Annotated in this window: 18 protein-coding genes; 15 read left to right on the top strand and 3 right to left on the bottom strand. The window is 68.8% G+C overall.

Annotation, left to right across the window (positions count from 1 at the left end; translation table 11 throughout):
- Positions 1-5 precede the first annotated feature (5 nt).
- The 11 genes from CHC02_RS09750 to CHC02_RS09700 all read left to right on the top strand — a co-directional run bounded on the left by CHC02_RS09750 (position 6) and on the right by CHC02_RS09700 (position 10,637).
- Positions 6-764, top strand: a complete 759-nt coding sequence (locus CHC02_RS09750; RefSeq protein ID WP_089391277.1) for an SDR family NAD(P)-dependent oxidoreductase — start codon at positions 6-8, stop codon at positions 762-764.
- Positions 765-909: 145 nt separating this feature from the next.
- Positions 910-1,920, top strand: coding sequence for a GlxA family transcriptional regulator (locus CHC02_RS09745; RefSeq protein ID WP_089391276.1), 1,011 nt, complete (start codon positions 910-912; stop codon positions 1,918-1,920).
- Positions 1,921-2,158: 238 nt separating this feature from the next.
- Entirely contained in the window at positions 2,159-3,301 is a 1,143-nt protein-coding gene (locus CHC02_RS09740) for an aromatic ring-hydroxylating oxygenase subunit alpha (RefSeq protein ID WP_089391275.1), read from the top strand.
- Positions 3,298-4,053: an SDR family NAD(P)-dependent oxidoreductase gene (locus tag CHC02_RS09735; protein WP_089391274.1), complete on the top strand. Its 756-nt coding sequence runs from the start codon at positions 3,298-3,300 to the stop codon at positions 4,051-4,053. The genes CHC02_RS09740 and CHC02_RS09735 overlap by 4 nt, the downstream gene beginning before the upstream one ends.
- Before the next feature lie 8 nt (positions 4,054-4,061).
- Positions 4,062-4,991, top strand: coding sequence for a 3,5-dioxohexanoate:acetyl-CoA acetone transferase (kce, locus tag CHC02_RS09730; RefSeq protein ID WP_089391273.1), 930 nt, complete (start codon positions 4,062-4,064; stop codon positions 4,989-4,991).
- Between the two features lie 14 nt (positions 4,992-5,005).
- Complete coding sequence (locus CHC02_RS09725; protein WP_089391272.1) at positions 5,006-6,436, top strand: aminobutyraldehyde dehydrogenase; 1,431 nt, start codon at positions 5,006-5,008, stop codon at positions 6,434-6,436.
- Positions 6,433-7,182, top strand: coding sequence for an SDR family NAD(P)-dependent oxidoreductase (locus CHC02_RS09720; RefSeq protein WP_089391271.1), 750 nt, complete (start codon positions 6,433-6,435; stop codon positions 7,180-7,182). Before CHC02_RS09725 ends, CHC02_RS09720 begins: the two co-directional genes overlap by 4 nt.
- Positions 7,182-8,117, top strand: a complete 936-nt coding sequence (locus tag CHC02_RS09715) for a 3-hydroxyacyl-CoA dehydrogenase NAD-binding domain-containing protein (RefSeq protein ID WP_089391270.1) — start codon at positions 7,182-7,184, stop codon at positions 8,115-8,117. The genes CHC02_RS09720 and CHC02_RS09715 overlap by 1 nt, the downstream gene beginning before the upstream one ends.
- Positions 8,118-8,194: 77 nt before the next feature.
- Positions 8,195-9,148: a PDR/VanB family oxidoreductase gene (locus CHC02_RS09710; protein ID WP_089391269.1), complete on the top strand. Its 954-nt coding sequence runs from the start codon at positions 8,195-8,197 to the stop codon at positions 9,146-9,148.
- Positions 9,149-9,166: 18 nt separating this feature from the next.
- Entirely contained in the window at positions 9,167-9,628 is a 462-nt protein-coding gene (locus tag CHC02_RS09705) for a thioesterase family protein (protein ID WP_089391268.1), read from the top strand.
- A gap of 67 nt (positions 9,629-9,695) precedes the next feature.
- Complete coding sequence (locus tag CHC02_RS09700) at positions 9,696-10,637, top strand: choline ABC transporter substrate-binding protein (RefSeq protein ID WP_089391267.1); 942 nt, start codon at positions 9,696-9,698, stop codon at positions 10,635-10,637.
- 9 nt (positions 10,638-10,646) lie between these two features.
- On the opposite strand, the gene CHC02_RS09695 is transcribed toward CHC02_RS09700, so the two are convergent.
- On the bottom strand, positions 10,647-10,868 hold the full coding sequence (locus CHC02_RS09695) for a DUF1654 domain-containing protein (protein WP_089391266.1): 222 nt from the start codon (positions 10,866-10,868) through the stop codon (positions 10,647-10,649).
- A gap of 244 nt (positions 10,869-11,112) precedes the next feature.
- Between CHC02_RS09695 and CHC02_RS09690 the strand changes: the two genes are divergently transcribed.
- From CHC02_RS09690 to CHC02_RS09680, 3 genes are all read left to right on the top strand, one after another.
- On the top strand, positions 11,113-12,630 hold the full coding sequence (locus CHC02_RS09690) for an MFS transporter (protein ID WP_167364813.1): 1,518 nt from the start codon (positions 11,113-11,115) through the stop codon (positions 12,628-12,630).
- A 138-nt stretch (positions 12,631-12,768) separates the two neighbouring features.
- Positions 12,769-13,551, top strand: coding sequence for an alpha/beta fold hydrolase (locus CHC02_RS09685; RefSeq protein WP_089391265.1), 783 nt, complete (start codon positions 12,769-12,771; stop codon positions 13,549-13,551).
- 187 nt (positions 13,552-13,738) lie between these two features.
- Positions 13,739-14,389, top strand: coding sequence for a cell wall hydrolase (locus CHC02_RS09680; protein ID WP_089391264.1), 651 nt, complete (start codon positions 13,739-13,741; stop codon positions 14,387-14,389).
- A 519-nt stretch (positions 14,390-14,908) separates the two neighbouring features.
- On the opposite strand, the gene CHC02_RS09675 is transcribed toward CHC02_RS09680, so the two are convergent.
- Together CHC02_RS09675 and CHC02_RS09670 are read right to left on the bottom strand one after the other, a co-directional pair.
- Positions 14,909-15,172, bottom strand: coding sequence for a hypothetical protein (locus tag CHC02_RS09675; RefSeq protein ID WP_089391263.1), 264 nt, complete (start codon positions 15,170-15,172; stop codon positions 14,909-14,911).
- Positions 15,173-15,253: 81 nt separating this feature from the next.
- Positions 15,254-16,963, bottom strand: coding sequence for an amidase (locus CHC02_RS09670; RefSeq protein ID WP_089391262.1), 1,710 nt, complete (start codon positions 16,961-16,963; stop codon positions 15,254-15,256).
- 236 nt (positions 16,964-17,199) lie between these two features.
- On the opposite strand from CHC02_RS09670, the gene CHC02_RS09665 reads away from it, so the two are divergent.
- Complete coding sequence (locus CHC02_RS09665) at positions 17,200-17,853, top strand: alpha/beta hydrolase (protein ID WP_089391261.1); 654 nt, start codon at positions 17,200-17,202, stop codon at positions 17,851-17,853.
- Positions 17,854-18,625 lie beyond the last annotated feature (772 nt).

Raw genomic sequence — 18,625 nt, 5'->3', positions numbered from 1 at the left:
CCAGCATGCTGCTCAATGACAAGGTAGCCGTCGTGACCGGCGGCGGGCGCGGCATCGGCCGCGGGATCAGCGACAAGCTGCTGGAGGCCGGCGCTCGCGTGCTGGTCGCCCAGCGCCAGCCGCTGGATGAGGACCTGAGCGCCAACCCGCGGGTGGCATGGTGCCAGGCCGACCTGGGCGAGCGCGAGGCGCCCTATGCCATCGCCCGGGCCGTCGAGGCGCATTTCGGCGGGGCCGACGTGCTGGTCAACAACGCAGGTTTCATGTTCGAGAAGTCGTTGGACGACATGAACGAGGACGACTGGGACCGCATGCTGGCCGTCAACATGCGCGCCCCGGTATTCCTGGCCAAGGCGCTGCTGCCCCAGTTGCGCCGGCGTGGCGGTGGCAGCATCGTCAACATCGGCTCGATCGAGGGCCTCGGCGCCAACCCCTGGCACACGGCCTACTGCGGCTCCAAGGCGGGCGTGCACGGCTTTACCCGGGCAATGGCCGTGGACCTGGGGCGCGACGGCATCCGCTGCAATGCCATCGCCCCGGGCTGGATCAACTCGGAACTGAGCCAGGCGTACATCCAGGCCCAGCCGCAACCCGAACTGGCACACGCAGGCCTGCTGAAGCTGCACCCGGCAGGCCGCACCGGCGAGCCCGGGGACATCGGCGGCGTCGCCGTGTTCCTGGCCAGCGACGCTGCGGCTTTCATCACCGGCCAGGTGATAGTCGTGGACGGCGGCCGCACGGCCAAGCTGCCGTTGCCTTTCTGAGGCCTGGGCGGTGCCTGGAAGCCCAACCTTGGCGGTGGGCTTTTTTCATTGCGTCGTGCGATGTCGTTTCGACCGCGCGGGCCCCGGCGATCTGTGCTATTTCTCCCCGGCAGCCCCGCCCTCCGGGCCGCTACGGAGACCCCCAATGCCCGCCGAAGCCGCCGCGCCGTTCTCGATCCTCGTCCTGGTGTTCCCGCACTACAACCTCGCGGCCACCACGGCCTTCATCGACCCGTTCCGCGCGGCCAACTACCTGAGCGGGCACACCCATTTCCACTGGGAAGTCGTGTCGATGGCCGGCGGTCCGGTGGTGGCGAGCAATGCGATGAGCACCGGCACCCGGGCGCTGGCCCAGGTGCAGGGCGTGCCCGACCTGGTGATGCTGTCTTCCAGCTGGAACCCGGAGACGCTGCACAGCCCGGCGCTGAGCGCCGCGCTGCGCCTGTGGGCGAGGCAAGGGGTGGTGCTCGGCGCGCTGGACACTGGCGTCTACCTGCTGGCCGAGGCCGGGCTGCTCAACGGCAAGCGCGCCACCGGGCACTACGAGCACATCGATTCGCTGAAGGAGCTGTATCCGGAGGTGGAGATCTGCGAGGACATGCTGGTGATGGACGGCAAGCGCATCACCTGCTGCGGCGGCGCCGCGTCCACCGATTGCGCGCTGCACGTCATCCGCTCGCTGCACGGCGATACCCTGGCCAACGAGACGGCCCGCTACCTGTTCCACGAGCGCCTGCGCCCGCTGGGCACGCAGCAGAACCCCGAGGCGCCACAGCCGCTGGGCAACACAGTGCCGGACCTGGTGAAGCAGGCCATCCGCATCATGGAGCAGAACCTGGAGGAGGCGGTGCCGATCCCGGACATCTGCGAGCGCATCGGCATCTCCCAGCGCCAGCTCGACCGCCTGTTCAACCAGATCGTGCAGAAGAGCCCGGCGCTCTACTACCGCGACATCCGCCTGGATCGCGCCCGTTGCCTGGTGACCCAGACCGATATGTCGCTGATGGAGATCGCCGTGGCATCGGGCTTCGCCAACCAGTCGCACTTCAGCCGCATCTACCGCGAGCGCTTCGGCCTGACGCCGCGCCGCGACCGCCTGGACGGGCGCATCCCGTTCGAGTTCCGGGCCTGGCCGATGCACCAGGTCACGCCCTGACGACGTCCGCCAAAAAACCTTTTCTGATGCCCTGCATCCCGCCCCGCGCGGGCGGTGAAGGGCTGCGTGTGCGCCCGGCGGCGGTCGTAAACGGGATGCTCATGCCCAAAAGCGACCTTGGCGAAAAAAGAAAAAATCGCGGCCAATCCTGAATATTTTCACCCCGCCGCGACGACCACTATCGGCTCCGAGACAAGAACACAAACCCAGGAAATGCTTGTACGGGAAGGCCGCCGATATGTCTGAAGTCATCTCGAAAACCCAGCTCGAGAACATCGCCCGGGGTTACCACCCCGACCCTCTGGTCTCGCAATCCCTGCGTGCCGAGGCCTATGTCGACGCGCAGTGGTTCCGCCTCGACCAGCAACAGATCATCGCCCGCTCCTGGCAGTGGGTCTGCCACGAGGAGAAGGTCCGCGAACCGGGCACCTATACCACCACGGAAATCGCCGGCAACCCCATCGCCGTGGTGCGCGACCACGATGGCAACCTGCGGGCGTTCTACAACGTCTGCAAGCACCGGGCGCATCCGGTGCTGGCCGGCGAGGGCAAGGTCAGGCGCATCATCTGCCCCTACCACTCCTGGTGCTATGGCCTGGACGGCCAGCTCACCGGCGCGCCCCATGTCGGCGGCCTGAAGGACTTCGACAAGGGCGAGATCCACCTGAGCCCGGTGCAGGTCGAGGTGTTCTGCGGCTTCGTCTTCGTCAACCTCGACCCCGCCGCGCGGCCGCTGCGCGAGCAGGCCGGCGAGCTGCAGGCGGAAATCCTGCACTGGGCGCCGGACGTGGCGAACCTCACCTTCGGCCACCGGCTGACCTACAGGATCCAGTCGAACTGGAAGAACGTCGTCGACAACTTCCTCGAGTGCTACCACTGCCCGACGGCGCACAAGGACTTCTGCACCCTGGTGGACATGGACACCTACCGCGTGCAGACCCACGGCATCTACTCCAGCCACATGGCCGAGGCCGGCAACGGCCAGAACAGCGCCTACGACACCTCCCAGGCCAAGGTGCGCACCCATGCGGTCTGGTGGCTGTGGCCCAACACCTGCCTGATGCGCTACCCGGGGCGCAGCTCGATGATCGTGCTGCACATCATCCCGGCCGGCCCCGACCTGACCTACGAGACCTACGACTTCTTCCTCGAAACGCCCGAGGCGAACGAGATGGAGAAGGAAGCCATCCGCTACCTCGACGAAGTGCTGCAGGTGGAGGACATCGCCCTGGTGGAGAACGTCCAGCGCGGCATGCGCACGCCGGCCTTCGAGCAGGGGCGCATCGTCACCGACCCCAACGGCTCGGGCAAGTCCGAGCATGCGCTGCATCACTTCCATGGCCTGGTGCTGGATGCCTACCGCAAAGGGGTTGCGCCATGAGCGGGGCACTGGAAGGAAAGGTGGCCTTCGTCACCGGCGGCCTGGGCGGGATCGGCCGCGCCATCTGCGCGCGCTTCGTCAGGGAAGGCGCCATGGTGTTCGCGGCCGACCTGAAGGAGTCCGCTGCCGTGCCGGGCACGACCTTCGTCCCGCTCGACGTCAGCTCGGAGGAAAGCGTGCGCCAGGCCATGGCGGTGGTACAGGAACAGCTCGGCAAGCTCGACATCCTGGTCAACGCCGCCGGCATCGAGATCGAACAGACCATCGAGCAGACCAGCCTGGCCGACTGGAACCGCATCTTCGCGGTGAACGTCACCGGCACCTTCCTCGTCTCGAAATTCGCCCTGCCGCTGCTGCGCAGGAGCGGTGCGGCGAGCATCGTCAACTTCGGTTCCTACGACGGCTTCATCGCCGACCCGGGCCTGGCGGCGTACTGCGCCACCAAGGGCGCCGTGCACGCACTGACGCGTGCCATGGCCTGCGACCATGGCCCGGAAGGCATCCGCGTCAATGCCGTCTGCCCGGGCTACGTCGATACGCCGATGCTGCGCAGCTTCTTCCGCGACCACGGCGACATCCACAGCCTGGAAGCGGCCGTGCGCGACGTGCACCCGCTGCGCCGCTACGGCACCCCGGAAGACGTCGCCAACCTGGTGAACTGGCTCGCCAGCGACGAAGCCCGGTACGCCTCCGGGCAACTGTGGGTCCTCGATGGCGGCCTGACCGCCCAAGTCCAGCAAATGAAACTGTGAGAGCGATCATGCCCAAGTCCGTCATCATCACCTGCGCCACCACCGGCGGCGTGCACACCCCGACCATGTCGGAATACCTGCCGATCACCCCCGACGAGATCGCCCGCTCGTCCATCGAGGCGGCCGAGGCCGGGGCGTCGATCATCCACCTGCATGCCCGTCATCCCGAGACCGGCAAGCCCGACCCGCGCCCCGAACTGTTCCGCGACTTCATGGGGCGGATCAGGGACCGCAGCGACGCCGTGCTCAACGTCTCCACCGGCGGCGGCCTGGGCATGAGCCGCGAGGAGCGCCTGCGCGCCGCGGTCAGCCTGAGCCCGGAAATGGCCTCGCTGAACGTCGGCTCGATGAACTTCGGCATCTTCCCGATGAAGGCCAGGTACCCGAACTGGAAGCACGCGTGGGAGCCGGCGTTCCTCGACAGCACCCGCGACTTCATCTTCCGCAACACCTTCGCCGACATCGAATACATCGTGAAGGAACTGGGCGAGGGCCACGGCACGCGCTTCGAATTCGAGTGCTACGACCTGGGCCACCTCTACAACCTGGCCTGGGTCATCGACCAGGGCTGGATCAAGCCGCCGTTCTTCGTGCAGATGGTGTTCGGCGTGCTCGGTGGCGTCGGCGCCGACCTCGACAACCTGATGCACATGCACACCATCGCCCAGAAGCTGTTCGGCAAGGACTACGAGTGGTCGGTGCTGGCGGCCGGCAAGAACCAGATGCACTTCGCCACCCAGGCCGCGCTACTGGGCGGCAACCTGCGCGTCGGCCTGGAAGACAGCCTCTACATCGCGCCGGGCGAGAAGGCGAAGAGCAATGCCGAGCAGGTGCGCAAGATCCGCTCGATCGTCGAGAACCTCGGCCTGCAGGTCGCCACCCCGGCCGAGGCCCGCGCGCGCCTCGGGCTCAAGGGCGGCGACAAGGTCGAGTTCTGAGAGGGGAGAGGCCCATGCAAACCCGAATGCTGATCGACGGCGAACTGGTGGCGGGCGAGGGCGAGGCCCTGGCGGTGATCGACCCGGCCAGCGGCGAGCCCATCGCCCAGGTCAACGAGGCCAGCCCGGAACAGGTGGACGCCGCCGCGCGAGCGGCCGACGAGGCCTTCCAGACGTTCTCGAAGACCACGCCGGCCGAACGTTGCGCATTGTTGCTGGACATCGCCGATGTCATCGCGGCCCACGCGCCGGAGCTGGCTGCGCTGGAAAGCGCCAACGCCGGCAAGCCCTGGCCCTCGGCGCTGGACGACGAAATGCCGCTGACCCTCGACAGCTTCCGCTTCTTCGCCGGCGCGGCGCGCACGCTGTCGGGCGTGGCGGCCGGCGAATACGTGGCGGGGCACACCAGCCTGATCCGTCGCGACCCGCTGGGGCCGGTGGCCGCCATCGCGCCCTGGAACTACCCGCTGATGATGGCCGCGTGGAAGCTCGCCGCGCCCCTGGCGGCGGGCTGCACGGTGGTGCTCAAACCCTCGGAAACCACGCCGCTGTCGACCCTGCGCCTGGCCGAACTGCTGCAGGACGTGGTGCCCAGGGGCGTGGTGAACGTGATCAATGGAAAGGGAGCGAGTGTCGGTGATCGTCTTGTCAATGCTCCGGGCATGGAGGGTGTCAGCATCACCGGCTCCCCCGCCACGGGAGCGGCCGCCCTGCGCGCGGCCTCGCGGCAACTGCGCCAGGTGCATCTGGAGCTGGGTGGCAAGGCGCCGGTGATCGTCTACGCCGATGCCGACGTCGACAGGCTGGTGGCCACGTTGCGAGCCACGGCCTTCTTCAACGCCGGCCAGGATTGCGCGCAGCCCTGCCGGCTGCTGGTGGCCGACGCGATCTACGACCGCGTCGTCGCCGAACTGGCCGCCGCCGTGGGTTCGATCCGCACTGGTGCGCCGCGCGAGGCGGGCACACAGATGGGCCCGCTGATCAGCGAGGCGCATCGCCAGCGTGTGGCCGGCTTCGTCGAACGTGCGCGCGGGCGGGCGGAGGTGGTGGCCGGCGGCTTCGCCGAGGATCGCCCGGGTTTCTTCTACCGCCCCACGCTGGTGGCCAACGTCGACAACGATGCCGAAATCGCCACCTGCGAGGTCTTCGGACCGGTGGTCAGCGTCTCGCGCTTCGGCGCCGACGAGGACCCGGTGGCCATCGCCAACGCCGGCCGCTACGGCCTGGCCTCGTCGGTGTGGACGCGCGATGGCGCGCGGGCGATGGCCGTTACCAGCCGGCTGCGCTACGGCTTCACCTGGGTGAACACCCACGGCGTGGCGACGCCGGAAATGCCCTGGGCGGCCATGAAGGGCTCTGGGCACGGCTGCGACATGTCGGTGTTCGCCCTGGAGGCCTACACCGCGGTCCGCCACGTCATGTTCGCCCATGGGGAACTGCCATGAGCCAGGACATCGTGATAGTCACCGGCGGCGGGCGCGGCATCGGCCGCGCCATCGTCGACGAGTTCCTCGCCCAGGGCGCGCGGGTCGCCACCTGCGGCCGCGGCATGCGTCCGGCGGACCTGGACGAAGCCGTGCTGTGGGTGCAGGCGGATGTCTCGCGGACCGACGATGCCCGCCGCGTGCTGGAGCAAACCCTCGAGCACTTCGGTGTGCCGACCGTGCTGGTCAACAACGCCGGCGTACAGGTGGAAAAAACCCTCGACCAGACCTCCGACGAGGACTGGGAGCTGGTCATGGGCGTCAACGCCAAGGGCACCTTCAACCTCTGCCGCGCCGTGCTGCCGGTCATGGCGGAGCGGGGCGGCAGCATTGTCAACCTCGGCTCGATCTCCGGGCTGAACGCCGATCCGTCCATGGCCCTGTACAACGCCTCCAAGGCCTTCGTCCATGGCCTGACGCGCTCCATCGCCATCGACCATGGCCCACGGGTGCGCTGCAACGCCGTATGCCCGGGCTGGATCATGACCGCCATGGCCGAGGACGGTTTCGCCCAGGCCCGCGACCCCGGCAAAGCCAAGGCCGATGCGCTGGCGCGGCATGCCGCCGGGCGCTTCGGCCGGCCCGGGGACGTCGCCGGGCTGGTGGCCTGGCTCGCCTCCGAGCAGGCGGGGTTCGTCACCGGGCAGTGCTATGTCATCGACGGCGGCCTGACCGCCGCCTCCCCACTCCAACCGAGGTTCTTCTGATGAATGAATTCCAGAATGTGGCGGTACTGGGCGCCGGCGTCATCGGCGCCAGCTGGACGGCGTTGTTCCTGGCTTCCGGCCGCAACGTGGCGGTATTCGATCCCGCCGAGGGGATGGAAAGCGATGTCCGCGACTATGTGAAGAACGCCTGGCCGACCCTGGTGGAGCTGGGGCTGGTGAAGCACGGCGCACCGGGTGAACTGAGCTTTTACCGCAGCGCCGCCGAGGCGGTGAAGAACGCCGACTTCATCCAGGAAAGCGTGCCCGAGCGCATCCAGCTCAAGCATGCGCTCTACGGGAAGATCGAACCGCTGCTCAAGCCGGGGGCGATCGTCGCCTCGTCCGCCTCGGGCCTGCCGCTGAGCGAAATGCAGGCCGGCTGGAAGGACCCGTCGCGCTTCGTCCTCGGCCATCCGTTCAACCCGCCGCACCTGATCCCCCTGGTGGAGGTCATGGGCAACCAGCGCACCGCGCAGGCGGCCGTCGAGGGCGCGGAGCGATTCTACGAGCAGGTTGGCAAGGTGACCATCCGCCTGCACCGCGAAGTCCCCGGGCATGTGGCCAACCGGCTGCAGGCGGCGCTCTGGCGCGAGGCCATCCACCTGGTGAAGATCGGCGCGGCCAGCGTCGAGGACGTGGATACCGCGGTCTGGGCCGGCCCCGGCCTGCGCTGGGCGGCCATGGGCCCGACCCTCCTGTTCCACCTGGGCGGCGGCCCCGGTGGGCTGGAGGCCTTCTGCCAGAAGTACACCGAGAGCTTCCACCGCTGGTGGGAAGACCTGGGCGACCCGCGCCTGGATGCCGAAACCGCCGCGCTGCTGGTGCGGGGCGTGGCCGCCGAGTCCGCCAACGGCAGCCAGGCGGAGCTCTCGCAGGCACGCGACGAGCTGATCACCGCGATGCTCAAGGCCAGCGCGAACCTGCGGCGCAAGTGACGCCGGGTGGGGAAGCATGGCTCCCTGCCGGCCGCGGGCGGGCAGGGGCCCCAACTTCGGATGCAGTAGAGGTGAACATGTCGGTCGAACGTCTGACACTGCAGGTAACGGACATCGCCAGCGCCGCCAGGGACGTGCGCGTCGTCGAGCTGCGCGACCCCGCCGGCGGCGAATTGCCGGCCTACACGGCCGGTGCGCACATCGAGTTGCACCTGCCCGGCGGCCTGGTGCGCCAGTACTCGCTGTGCGGCGATGCGCGGGAGCGGGAGAGCTACCGCGTCGGCGTGGGGCTGGCGCCGGCCAGCCGTGGCGGTTCGCGCTACATCCACCAGTCGCTGCACGTCGGCGACCTGGTCCGGGTGACGCCGCCGCGCAACCACTTTCCGTTGTTCGAGGACGCCGGCGAGTTCGTCTTCTTCGCCGGCGGCATCGGCATCACGCCGATCCTGCCGATGATCCGCTGGTGCGAGGCCAACCGGCGCCCCTGGCGGCTGTTCTACCTGGTGCGCAGCCGCGAGCGGGCCGCCTTCCTCGACCAGCTGGCGGCCTACGGCGAGCGGGTGACCCTGCATGCGGACGAAGAGGCCGGCGGGCTGTTCGACATCGAAGGCACGGTCGCCCGGCTGCCCGGGCGCGCGCACCTCTACACCTGCGGGCCGACGCCCCTGATGCTGGCCGTCGAGGCGGCGGCCCGGGGCTTCCCCGCCGAACAGGTGCACTTCGAATGGTTCACCCCCAGGCAGGTGGAGAAGGCCGGGGCCGACACCGCTTTCACGGTGAAGCTGGCACGCAGCGGCAGGTGCCTGGAGGTGCCCGCCGACCAGAGCCTTCTGCAGGTGCTGGAAGCCAACGGTGTGCAGGTCGAGAGCGCCTGCCGCGAGGGCACCTGCGCATCCTGCGAGACGCGCGTGCTGGCCGGCATTCCCGATCACCGCGACAGCGTGCTGAGCGAGGCCGAGAGGCGTTGCAATGGCAGCATGATGGTCTGCGTGTCGCGGGCGCTGTCCGGCACGCTGGAACTGGATCTCTGAGCGCAGGGGAATGACCCAATGCTGACCTACCGGACGCCGGTCCTGCGTGACTGGATCGACTACAACGAGCATCTGCGCGATGCGTTCTACCTGCTGATCTTCAGCTACGCCACCGATGCGCTGATGGAGCGCATCGGCCTGGACGAGGCGGGGCGCGCCGACACCGGGCACACGCTGTTCACCCTGGAAGCGCACATCAACTACCTGGCGCAGGCGAAGCTGGGCGACGCGCTGGAAGTGCGCACCCGGTTCATCGACCGCGACCTCAAGCGCCTGCACATCGTCCACGACCTCCACCGGGAGGGAAGCGACGAACCGCTGGCCGTCAGCGAGCAGATGCTGATGAACGTCGACTTCCAGGCCGGCCGCGCCTGCGTCTTCGCCGACGCGGTGGACCGCCGGGTTTCCGAACTCTTCAGGCAGTACCAGGGGGCCCGTCACCCCGGCTACTGCGGGAGACGCATCGCCATCCGGCGCTGATGCAGGCCCCTGTTCCAGGGGCAGGACAACAAGCAAAACGACAACCACTGCCTTGAGGGTTCATCAGATGAAAGCTGCATCGTTCCTGTTCCTGGGCGCGCTGGCCGGTCTTCCCGTTCTGGCCCAGGCCACGGAGCCCGCACAGTGCCAGACCGTGCGGATGTCCGACCCCGGCTGGACGGACATCCAGTCCACCACGGCCATCGCCAACACCCTGCTCAAGGGGCTGGGCTACAAGACCAAGGTGACTTTGCTCGGCGTACCGCTGACCTACAAGGCGCTGGCCGAAGGCCGGAACATGGATGTCTTCCTCGGCACCTGGATCCCGACCATGGAGCCGGACCTGAAGCCCTACCGCGAAGCCGGCACCATCGACATCGTGCGGGCCAACCTGCAGCACGCCAAGTACACCCTCGCCGTGCCGGAAGACCTGTGGAACCGGGGCCTGAAGGACTTCGCCGACATCCCGAAATTCAAGGACGAGCTGAACGGCAGGATCTACGGCCTGGAACCGGGCGACGGCGGCAACAACGCCGTGCTCAAGGCCATCGAGCAGAATGCCTTCGGCCTCAAGGACGCCGGCTTCAGCGTGGTGGCTTCCAGTGAGTCGGGCATGCTGTCCCAGGTCGACCGGGCCATCCGCCGGAAGAACGCGATCCTCTTCCTGGGCTGGGAGCCACACCCGATGAACACCCGCTTCAGGATCCGCTTCCTCACCGGCGGCGACGCATTCTTCGGCCCCGACTTCGGCGACGCCACCGTCTACACCAGCACCCGCAAGGGCTACGTGGACGAATGCCCGAACGTGGGTCGCCTGCTGAAGAACCTCAGCTTCACGCTAGACATGGAGAACACCATCATGGGCTCCATCCTGGACGACAAGATGGAGCCCGAGGACGCCGCCCGGGCCTGGCTCAGGAAGAACCCGGACGCCCTGGAGCCCTGGCTGAAGGACGTCGCCACCGTCGATGGCAGGCCGGGGCTGGAGGCGGTCAAGGGCAGCTTGTAGGGGCCCGGCTCAGTCCAGCCAGCTGTGCCAGGCCAGGCGCACCGCGCCGTCGCGCAGCGGCAGCACGGTGAGGTTGTCCGTGCCGCGCAGTTCCGTCAGCACCCGTTCCCAGGCCTTGGCGTCGTCGCCGGGGACGCGCTGCAGGGTCAGGCCGGGGCGCTGGCGGGCGTCATGGGCGGCGATCTGGGCGTTAACGCGGGCAGCGAGTTGCTGGTAGGTGTCGGCGTGCATGGTGTCCCCCTGGTGTCTGGGAAGTGGCTGACGGGTACTGTGGAAAATACTGTATGTACATACAGTATTCCTGTAAAGCCTCTCCTGCGGCGAGGGGATGGCCGGCCTGGGGATGGGCGCAGCGCCCCCAGCCTGTGTTTGCACTGAACTCCGTCGCGCCGCAGCGGTTCTACCCAGCACAGGGCGTGGCTGCCAGCCGTGGGCCGCCGCGCTGCCCGCCACCAGGAGGAAAGAGGACGGCCGCATGAGCACGCCCGCCCCGCAGCACATTCGCCCGCCGGCGACCATCGGCGCGGACGCCGCAGCCCTGTACCGGACCGACCTGCCGGCGCGGCTGGACCGCCTGCCCTGGGGGCGCTTCCACAGTCGGCTGGTGGTGGCGCTGGGCATCACCTGGCTGCTGGACGGGCTGGAGGTGACCCTGGCCGGCGCGGTGGCCGGCGCGCTGAAGGCCAGCCCGGCCTTGCGCCTGGACAATGCCGGGGTCGGCCTGGCCGGCGGCATCTACATCGCCGGCGCGGTACTGGGGGCATTGCTGTTCGGTTGGCTGGCGGACCGCTTCGGTCGCCGCCGGTTGTTCTTCGCCACGCTGTTCGTCTATGTCGGCGCCACGGCGGCCACGGCCTTCGCCTGGAACCCGTGGAGCTTCATGCTGTTCCGCTTCCTCACCGGGGCGGGCATCGGCGGCGAGTATGCGGCCATCAACTCGACCATCCAGGAATTCACGCCAGCGCGCTTCCGCGGTTGGGTGGACCTGGCCATCAACGGCACCTTCTGGGTGGGCACGGCGCTGGGGGCGCTGGGCTCCGTGGTGCTGCTGGACCCGCGATGGCTCGGCGGCGACCTGGGCTGGCGGCTGTGCTTCGGCATCGGCGCGGCGCTGGGCCTGGTGATCCTGGCGATGCGCCTGTGGCTGCCGGAAAGCCCGCGCTGGCTGCTGATCCACAACCACCCCGGGGCGGCCCGGCGCATCGTCGAAGGCATAGAGGCGCGCCTGCGCGCGCAGGGGCATGTGCTGGCGCCGGTGGCGCCCGGCCAGGTGCTGTGCCTGCGCGGGCGCCACCACACGCCGTTGCGGGAGGTGGCCGACACACTGTTGCGCCTGCACCTGCGCCGCTCGCTGGTGGGGCTCACGCTATTGACCGCCCAGGCGTTTTTCTACAACGCCATCTTCTTCACCTACGCGCTGGTGCTGGGCGAGTTCTACGGCGTGCCGGGGGAGCGGGTCGGCTGGTACATTCTGCCGTTCGCCCTGGGCAATTTCTGCGGGCCGCTGCTGCTGGGCCGGCTGTTCGACGTGGTGGGGCGGCGGGTGATGATCAGCGCCACCTACCTGGTGTCCGGCGTGCTGTTGCTGGCCAGCGGCTACCTGTTCCTGCGCGGCTGGCTGGACGCGACGCAGCAGACCATCGCCTGGACGCTGATCTTCTTCTTCGCCTCGGCCGCGGCCAGTTCGGCCTACCTGACGGTGGCCGAGACCTTCCCGCTGGAGATCCGCGCCCTGGCCATCGCCGTGTTCTATGCCCTGGGCACCGGCCTGGGCGGCATTGTCGGGCCGCTGCTGTTCGGCCAACTGATCGAGACGGCCAGCCGGCAGAGCCTGTTCATCGGCTATGGCATAGGCGCCGGCCTGATGGCGTTCGCCGGGCTGGTGCAGGCGCTGTGGGGCGTGGCGGCCGAGCGCCGTGCCCTGGAGGCCGTGGCGCCGCCCTTGTCGCTGGCCGAGGCCGACACTCCAGGGAGGGCCAGGGACCTTCGCTAGCTGCGCCGATGCAGCCGATGTCCTGCATCTCCAGCGGGGTTGCATTCCGCCCGCCGCCGGCCTAAAAGCGAATCCCTTCAGCGTGCCGTCGCCTCGTCGGGCGGTGGTCGGCCACCGGAGCAGCAGAGGAATACACCCATGACAGCGGTCAGCACCCGCGAACACTGGATCGATACCCCGCACGGCCGGCTCTTCGCCCGGCGCTGGACGCCGGCCGGGGCCGCCGTGGCGGCGCCCGTCGTGCTGTTCCACGATTCCCTGGGTTGCGTGGCTCTGTGGCGGGAGTTCCCCGGGCAACTGGCCCGGGCCAGCGGGCGCGAGGTGATCGCCTATGACCGCCTGGGCTTCGGCCAGTCCGATGCCCACCCGGCGCTGCTGTCGCGGGGGTTCGTCGAGGACGAGGCGCAGCAGGGCTTCGCCGCGCTGCGCGAGCGACTGGGCCTGGAGCGTTTCGTCGCCTTCGGCCACAGCGTCGGTGGCGGCATGGCGGTGGGCTGCGCGGCGGCCTTCGGCCCGGCCTGCGAGGCGCTGGTGCTGGAGTCGGCCCAGGCCTTCGTCGAGGACCGCACCCTGGAAGGCATTCGAGCCGCCGAGCGCGACTTCGCCCGGCCGGGCCAGATGGCGCGCCTGGAGAAATACCACGGCGACAAGGCCCGGTGGGTGTTGCGGGCCTGGGTGGATACCTGGCTGTCGCCGGCCTTCGCCGACTGGAACCTGGATGCCCGGCTGGCGCACCTGCAATGCCCGCTGCTGTGCCTGCACGGCGAGCAGGACGAGTTCGGCTCGGCCCGCCACCCCGAGCGCTTCGTCGCCCAGGCCGCCGGGCCCGCCAGCATGAAGCTGCTGGCGGACTGCGGCCACGTTCCGCACCGGCAGAAGGCCGACGAGGTGTTGGCGCAGGTGTGCGCCTTCCTGGCTTGAGTAACCTGCCTACCGCCGCGCCAGAGCCTTCGCGAGCCCCCGCCGTTGCGTTACAGGCCGCGCCAGCCGTGGGCTGCAGCGAAATCAATGGGAATGATCGGGGCATGGGGCGGTCTACAGACACTGTGTAGCCGGCCGGCTGCCGCGAATCGTCGCGGCGCGCCAGGTGCCGGCGAGCGAGGTCGATATGCGCTGGACAGTCAGGGTAGCGTGCATCGTCGCCTTGCTGTTCGGCGCCCCGGCATTCGCCGGGCAGGCCGCTCAGAAGGCCGCGGTGGCGGAGAACAAGGCCGAGGTGCTCGAGGAGCAGGCGGCCGAGCAGGGGGCGACCGGGACGGCCGCCCAGGTCAGGCCCATCACCCGCAGCGAGGCCCGCGCCGTGGACCCGGCCGGGGAAGCGCCGCTGGACGACGCCATCACCTGCCTGGCCCGCTCCATCTACTGGGAGGCCAAGGGCGCCTCGCGCGGGGACATGGAAGCGGTGGCCAACGTGGTGATGAACCGGGTGGCCAGCAAGGACTTCCCGGACACCGTCTGCGCCGTGGTCAAGCAGGGCTCGGAGAGCAAGAGCTGCCAGTTCTCCTGGTGGTGCGACGGGCGTCCCGACCAGGTGGTGGAGGAAAAACGCTACGACCTGGCCCGCGACATCGCCCGCCAGGCGCTCAACCGCCAACTGCGCGACCGTACCCATGGCGCGCTGTACTTCCACGACCGCCATGTCAGGCCGTCCTGGGCGAGAACCTACCTGAGGACGGCGCGCACCGAGCACTTCCTGTTCTACAAGCCGCGCCTGGGCGGCGAGCCGATCGCCCGCAGCGGGGCAGGGCGGCGGCCGTGAACGGGAGCGGCGGTGTTGCCGGGGAGCGGAGTTTGTTTGCGATAGCCGGAGGTATCGGCGTGATTCGTGGATAGGATCCGCCTACGCCGCCATCCCCATGTAGGAGCGCGCCCTGCGCGCGAATCGCGGGCAGGGCCAGCTCCTACAGATCACTGCGAGGCACGGTATCTCCCGCATCCGTAGGCGCGGACTCCGTCCGCGATTGGCCCCTGCGCGCGAATCGTCGGGCATCGGCGTTCCGGATGACGGCGGTCACCCTACGCGCGAGCCTGGTCGGCGTGTCAGAGGCGTGATGTTCCCTGCGACCGGGCTTTCATTTCCTGCTGAAGGGGAACGTCGTAGGCGCTTGGCGTGGGGCATGGCGGCTGCTCAGAGCAAGGTCGTGCGTGGCCTGGCGAGCTCGAAGCGATACTCGGTGCGGAACTTGACGGGCGCGTCTTTCAGCGGGGCCGATACGCCGGACACATGGGCTCTCAGCGCGGCGCGCCTGACTGCCTCGGCGAGTTGATCGTCGGGGCTCTACACGATCTCGACGGCGGTGGGGCCCCCGGTAGCGCCGGAGAAAGCGATGTCGAAGACCACGACGCCTTCGACGCGCTGCGCCAGTGCCGCCCTGGGATAGATGGGGTATTCGAGATAGAGATCCAGCGCCTGGCCGTCGGGCAGTACGTAGCGGGTGACGCGGTAGGGGGCATCGCCGTGATGGACCGCCGGGGCGTTCGAGCAGCCAGCGGCGAGAAGTGCGCAAAGCGTGGCCAGGGCGAGCGTCTTTTTGCCGTTCATCGTCCGTTCGTCATCCTTGTTTCGGCGCCGTCCCGTATCAGGCAGAGCCGACGTCTGCGCGCCGGCCCTGCCCGTGCCCCGTCAGCCTTGCGCCAGCGGCGGGGTGCGCGGCGGGATCATGCGGCGCTTGCCGGTCGACTCGAAGGCCGCGGCGTAGCGCAGCAGGGCCGAGTCGTCGTAGGCGTGGCCGGCGAAGGTCAGGCCCACCGGCATGCCGATGTCCGCCATCACGCCCATGGGCACCGTCACCGTGGGCACGCCCAGGTGGCGGATGGCGAGGTTGCCGTTGGCCACCCACACGCCGTTGCTCCAGGCAATGTCGGCGGATGCCGGGTTGACGTCGGCGTCCGCCGGGCCCACGTCGGCCACGGTGGGGAAGAGCACGGCGTCGAGGCCGAGTTCATCCATCCAGTCCTCCAGGTCGAGCTTGCGCGTCTTCTCCAGGCCGCGCAGGCCGTCGGGCAGGCTGGCGATCTGGTCCCAGGGCCTGATGCCGCGCTGGGCCATGCGCACGTATTCGTCCATGCCGGCGGCGAGGTCGCCCTCGCGGTTGGGCAGGGTGCCGGGGTCGTGGGGGAAGATCAGCTCGCCCTGCACGTCGGCCAGGCGGTTCAGCCTGGGATCGCCGTTGGCCCGCAGGAAATCGTCGAAGGCCCAGCCGCTGAGTTCCCAGAGTTCGTCGTGGAGGAACTGCTCGGACACCAGGCCGCGGTTGAACACGGTAGGCGCGCCGGGGCGGTCGCCCTCACAGTTGGAGACCAGCGGGAAGTCCACCTCGACCACTTCGGCGCCGGCCGCCTCCAGGGCCTTGCGGGCTTGTTCCCAGAGGGCGATCACCGAGGGCCGGGTGTTGATTCTCTGCCCGGTGGGGCCGCCGATGCCGGGGTGCTCGCTGGTGCCCATGTCCGGGTCCTTGTTGATGAACATGCGCGGTACGCCGAAGCGCTTGCCGGCCAGGGCATCGGCCTTGGCGGCCAGCTCCAGGTAGGAGGCCGGGCGTACCGAGGCGACGTCGGGGATCGGCACCCAGGGCTGCAGGCGCCACAGGTCGCCGCGCTTGTCGGCATCCTCGGCTACCACCACGTCCAGCACTTCCAGCAGGTCGGCCATGGTCCGGGCGTAGGGCACCACCACGTCCATGGTCGGCGTCAGCGGCCAGTTGCCGCGCACCGAGATCACCCCGCGTGATGGGGTGTAGGCGCACAGGCCGTTGTTCGAGGCCGGGCCGCGGCCGCTGGACCAGGTTTCCTCGGCCAGGCCGAAGGCGGCGAAGCTGGCCGCGGTGGCCGTGCCGGCGCCGTTGGACGAGCCGGAGGCGAAGGGCGCAGTGAGGTAGGCGGCGTTGTAGGGGCTTTCGGCGCGGCCGTATACGCCGCGCTGCATGCCACCGTTGGCCATGGGCGGCATGTTGGTCTTGCCCAGGCAGATGGCGCCGGCGGCGCGCAGGCGCTCGATGGTGAAGGCGTCGCGATAGGCAACCAGGTCCTTGAAGGCGGGGCTGCCGGAGGCCGCGGTCAGGCCTTTCACCAGGTAGCTGTCCTTGGCGGTGTAGGGGATGCCATCCAGCGGGCCCAGTGTCTCGCCGCGGGCGCGGCGGGTGTCGGATGCTTCGGCCTCCGCAAGCGCATCGGGGTTGCGTACCACGACCGCGTTCAGGGCGGTGGGGGTGTCGGCGCCGTCGTAGGCGTCGATCCGCGCGAGATAGGCCTTGACCAGCTCGACCGCGGTGGTGCGGCCGGATTCGAGCGCGTCGCGCAGCTCGGCAATGGAAACCTCGGTTACCTCGATCATGCTGTCACCGCCGCTTGCAGGTGGGTGGTCGCGAAATCGGCTTTCATACTGTCCTCGTTCACTTCTTGTTCGCTGCCCCGGCGTCCGGGGCGGGCCGCCGGGCACGGGGCCGGAGGCAGTTGATCAGTGTATCAGTTCGCCCGGGAGGCGGCTGGGGCCGGCGGCGGTTGTCCGCTCGTGTTCCCGCGCCCACCTGCAGTACCCTGGCCGCCCGCTTTGTGAACGAGAACACCGCGATGCCCGAAGACGACCGCAACCCGTTGCTGATCGATGGCCCGGCCGGGAAGATCCAACTGCTGATCGACGCCCCCACAGGCCCGGTCCGCGGCGTGGCGATGATCAGTCACCCGCAACCGCTGCTCGGCGGCAGCCCGCGGCATCTGGTGCCGCTGACCCTGGCGCGGCGCCTGAGCAGGGCCGGCTGGCTGGCGGTGCGGCCGAGCTTCCGCGGGGTGGACGGCACCGAGGGCGAATACGCCAAGGGCATCGGCGAGGCGCAGGACAGCCAGGCGGTGGCCGCTTACCTGCGCGAACGCTACCCGGACCTGCCGCTGGCGCTGGTGGGCTTTTCCTTCGGCGCCTACGTGTTCGCCCGCGCCGCCCGCGACCTGGCGCAGCCACCCGCGGCCACGGTACTGATGGGGTTGCCGGTGGGCACGGTGCCTGGCGGCCGCCACTACGAGCCCATGGCGCTGCCGGCGGACTGCCTGCTGCTGCATGGCGAGGCCGACGAGATGGCGCCGCTGGCCAACCTGCTGGACTGGGCGCGCCCGGAACAGCGCGCGGTGAGCCTGTTCGCCGGCGCCAACCACTTCTTCAAGGGCTGCCTGGACCGTGCGGCGGACCAGGTGCTGGCCCACCTGCGCGGGGTGGAGCGGCCGCTGGGCTGAGGTCGGCAGTCGGCCGCCGTTCACCGGGGCGGTGACACCCATATGCCCCGAGACGGGCCGGAGCCAATGCGCCTTCGCATGGATATGCGGATATGAGGAGGGGGAACTTGTTGCCGTCGCGCTGTCTACAGAAGCGGTTCCCCCGCCTCGCCGGCATCGGGCGATGCTTCAGCGGTGGGGTGGGGGAATCAGCCCTGCGGCCCTGTTTCCCGCTGGCCCCGGCGCCTGTCGGTGGAGCTGCGGTAGACGCGCAGCAGTTCCAGTGCCAGGGCTGCCAGGCAGATGAACGCGATGATCTTGATATCCATATCCAATGTTCCTTGGAAAAGCCGATAGAGATGTGGCAGCCGCCCGGAGTCCCTCTTGGCGGTGCCGCCGGGCATGCTGCCGGGGCGCCGGCGATCAGGCAAGGGGCAGGCGACCATCTGTGCTGCAACGCCAGTGCTCTATATGGAGTGGGCGTCTGAACCGGTTCGGTCTCTGTCGAGAAACATCGTTTTGAAAGAGGGTATTGACAGCTGTTCCGGTGTCTATATAATTCGCCGCCCGTCAACTGGCAAAGCCCATGGGGTTTTGCTTAAGACGCTGAATTTAAAGAAAATATTTTTTAAATTAGGTATTGACGGAAAGAGAGGTTGCTGTAGAATGCGCGGCCTCGGTTGAGACGAAAGAATCAGCCAACTGCTCTTTAACAAGTTGAATCAAGCAATTCGTGTGGGTGCTTGTGAGCTAAGACTGGTGATCGCAAGATTATCAGCATCACAAGTAACAC

It is taken from the genome of Pseudomonas delhiensis, assembly GCF_900187975.1.
In the GTDB taxonomy this organism is placed as follows: domain Bacteria; phylum Pseudomonadota; class Gammaproteobacteria; order Pseudomonadales; family Pseudomonadaceae; genus Pseudomonas; species Pseudomonas delhiensis.
Note: the sequence above shows the minus strand (reverse complement) of the source record. Positions and strands in the feature narration are given on the sequence as shown.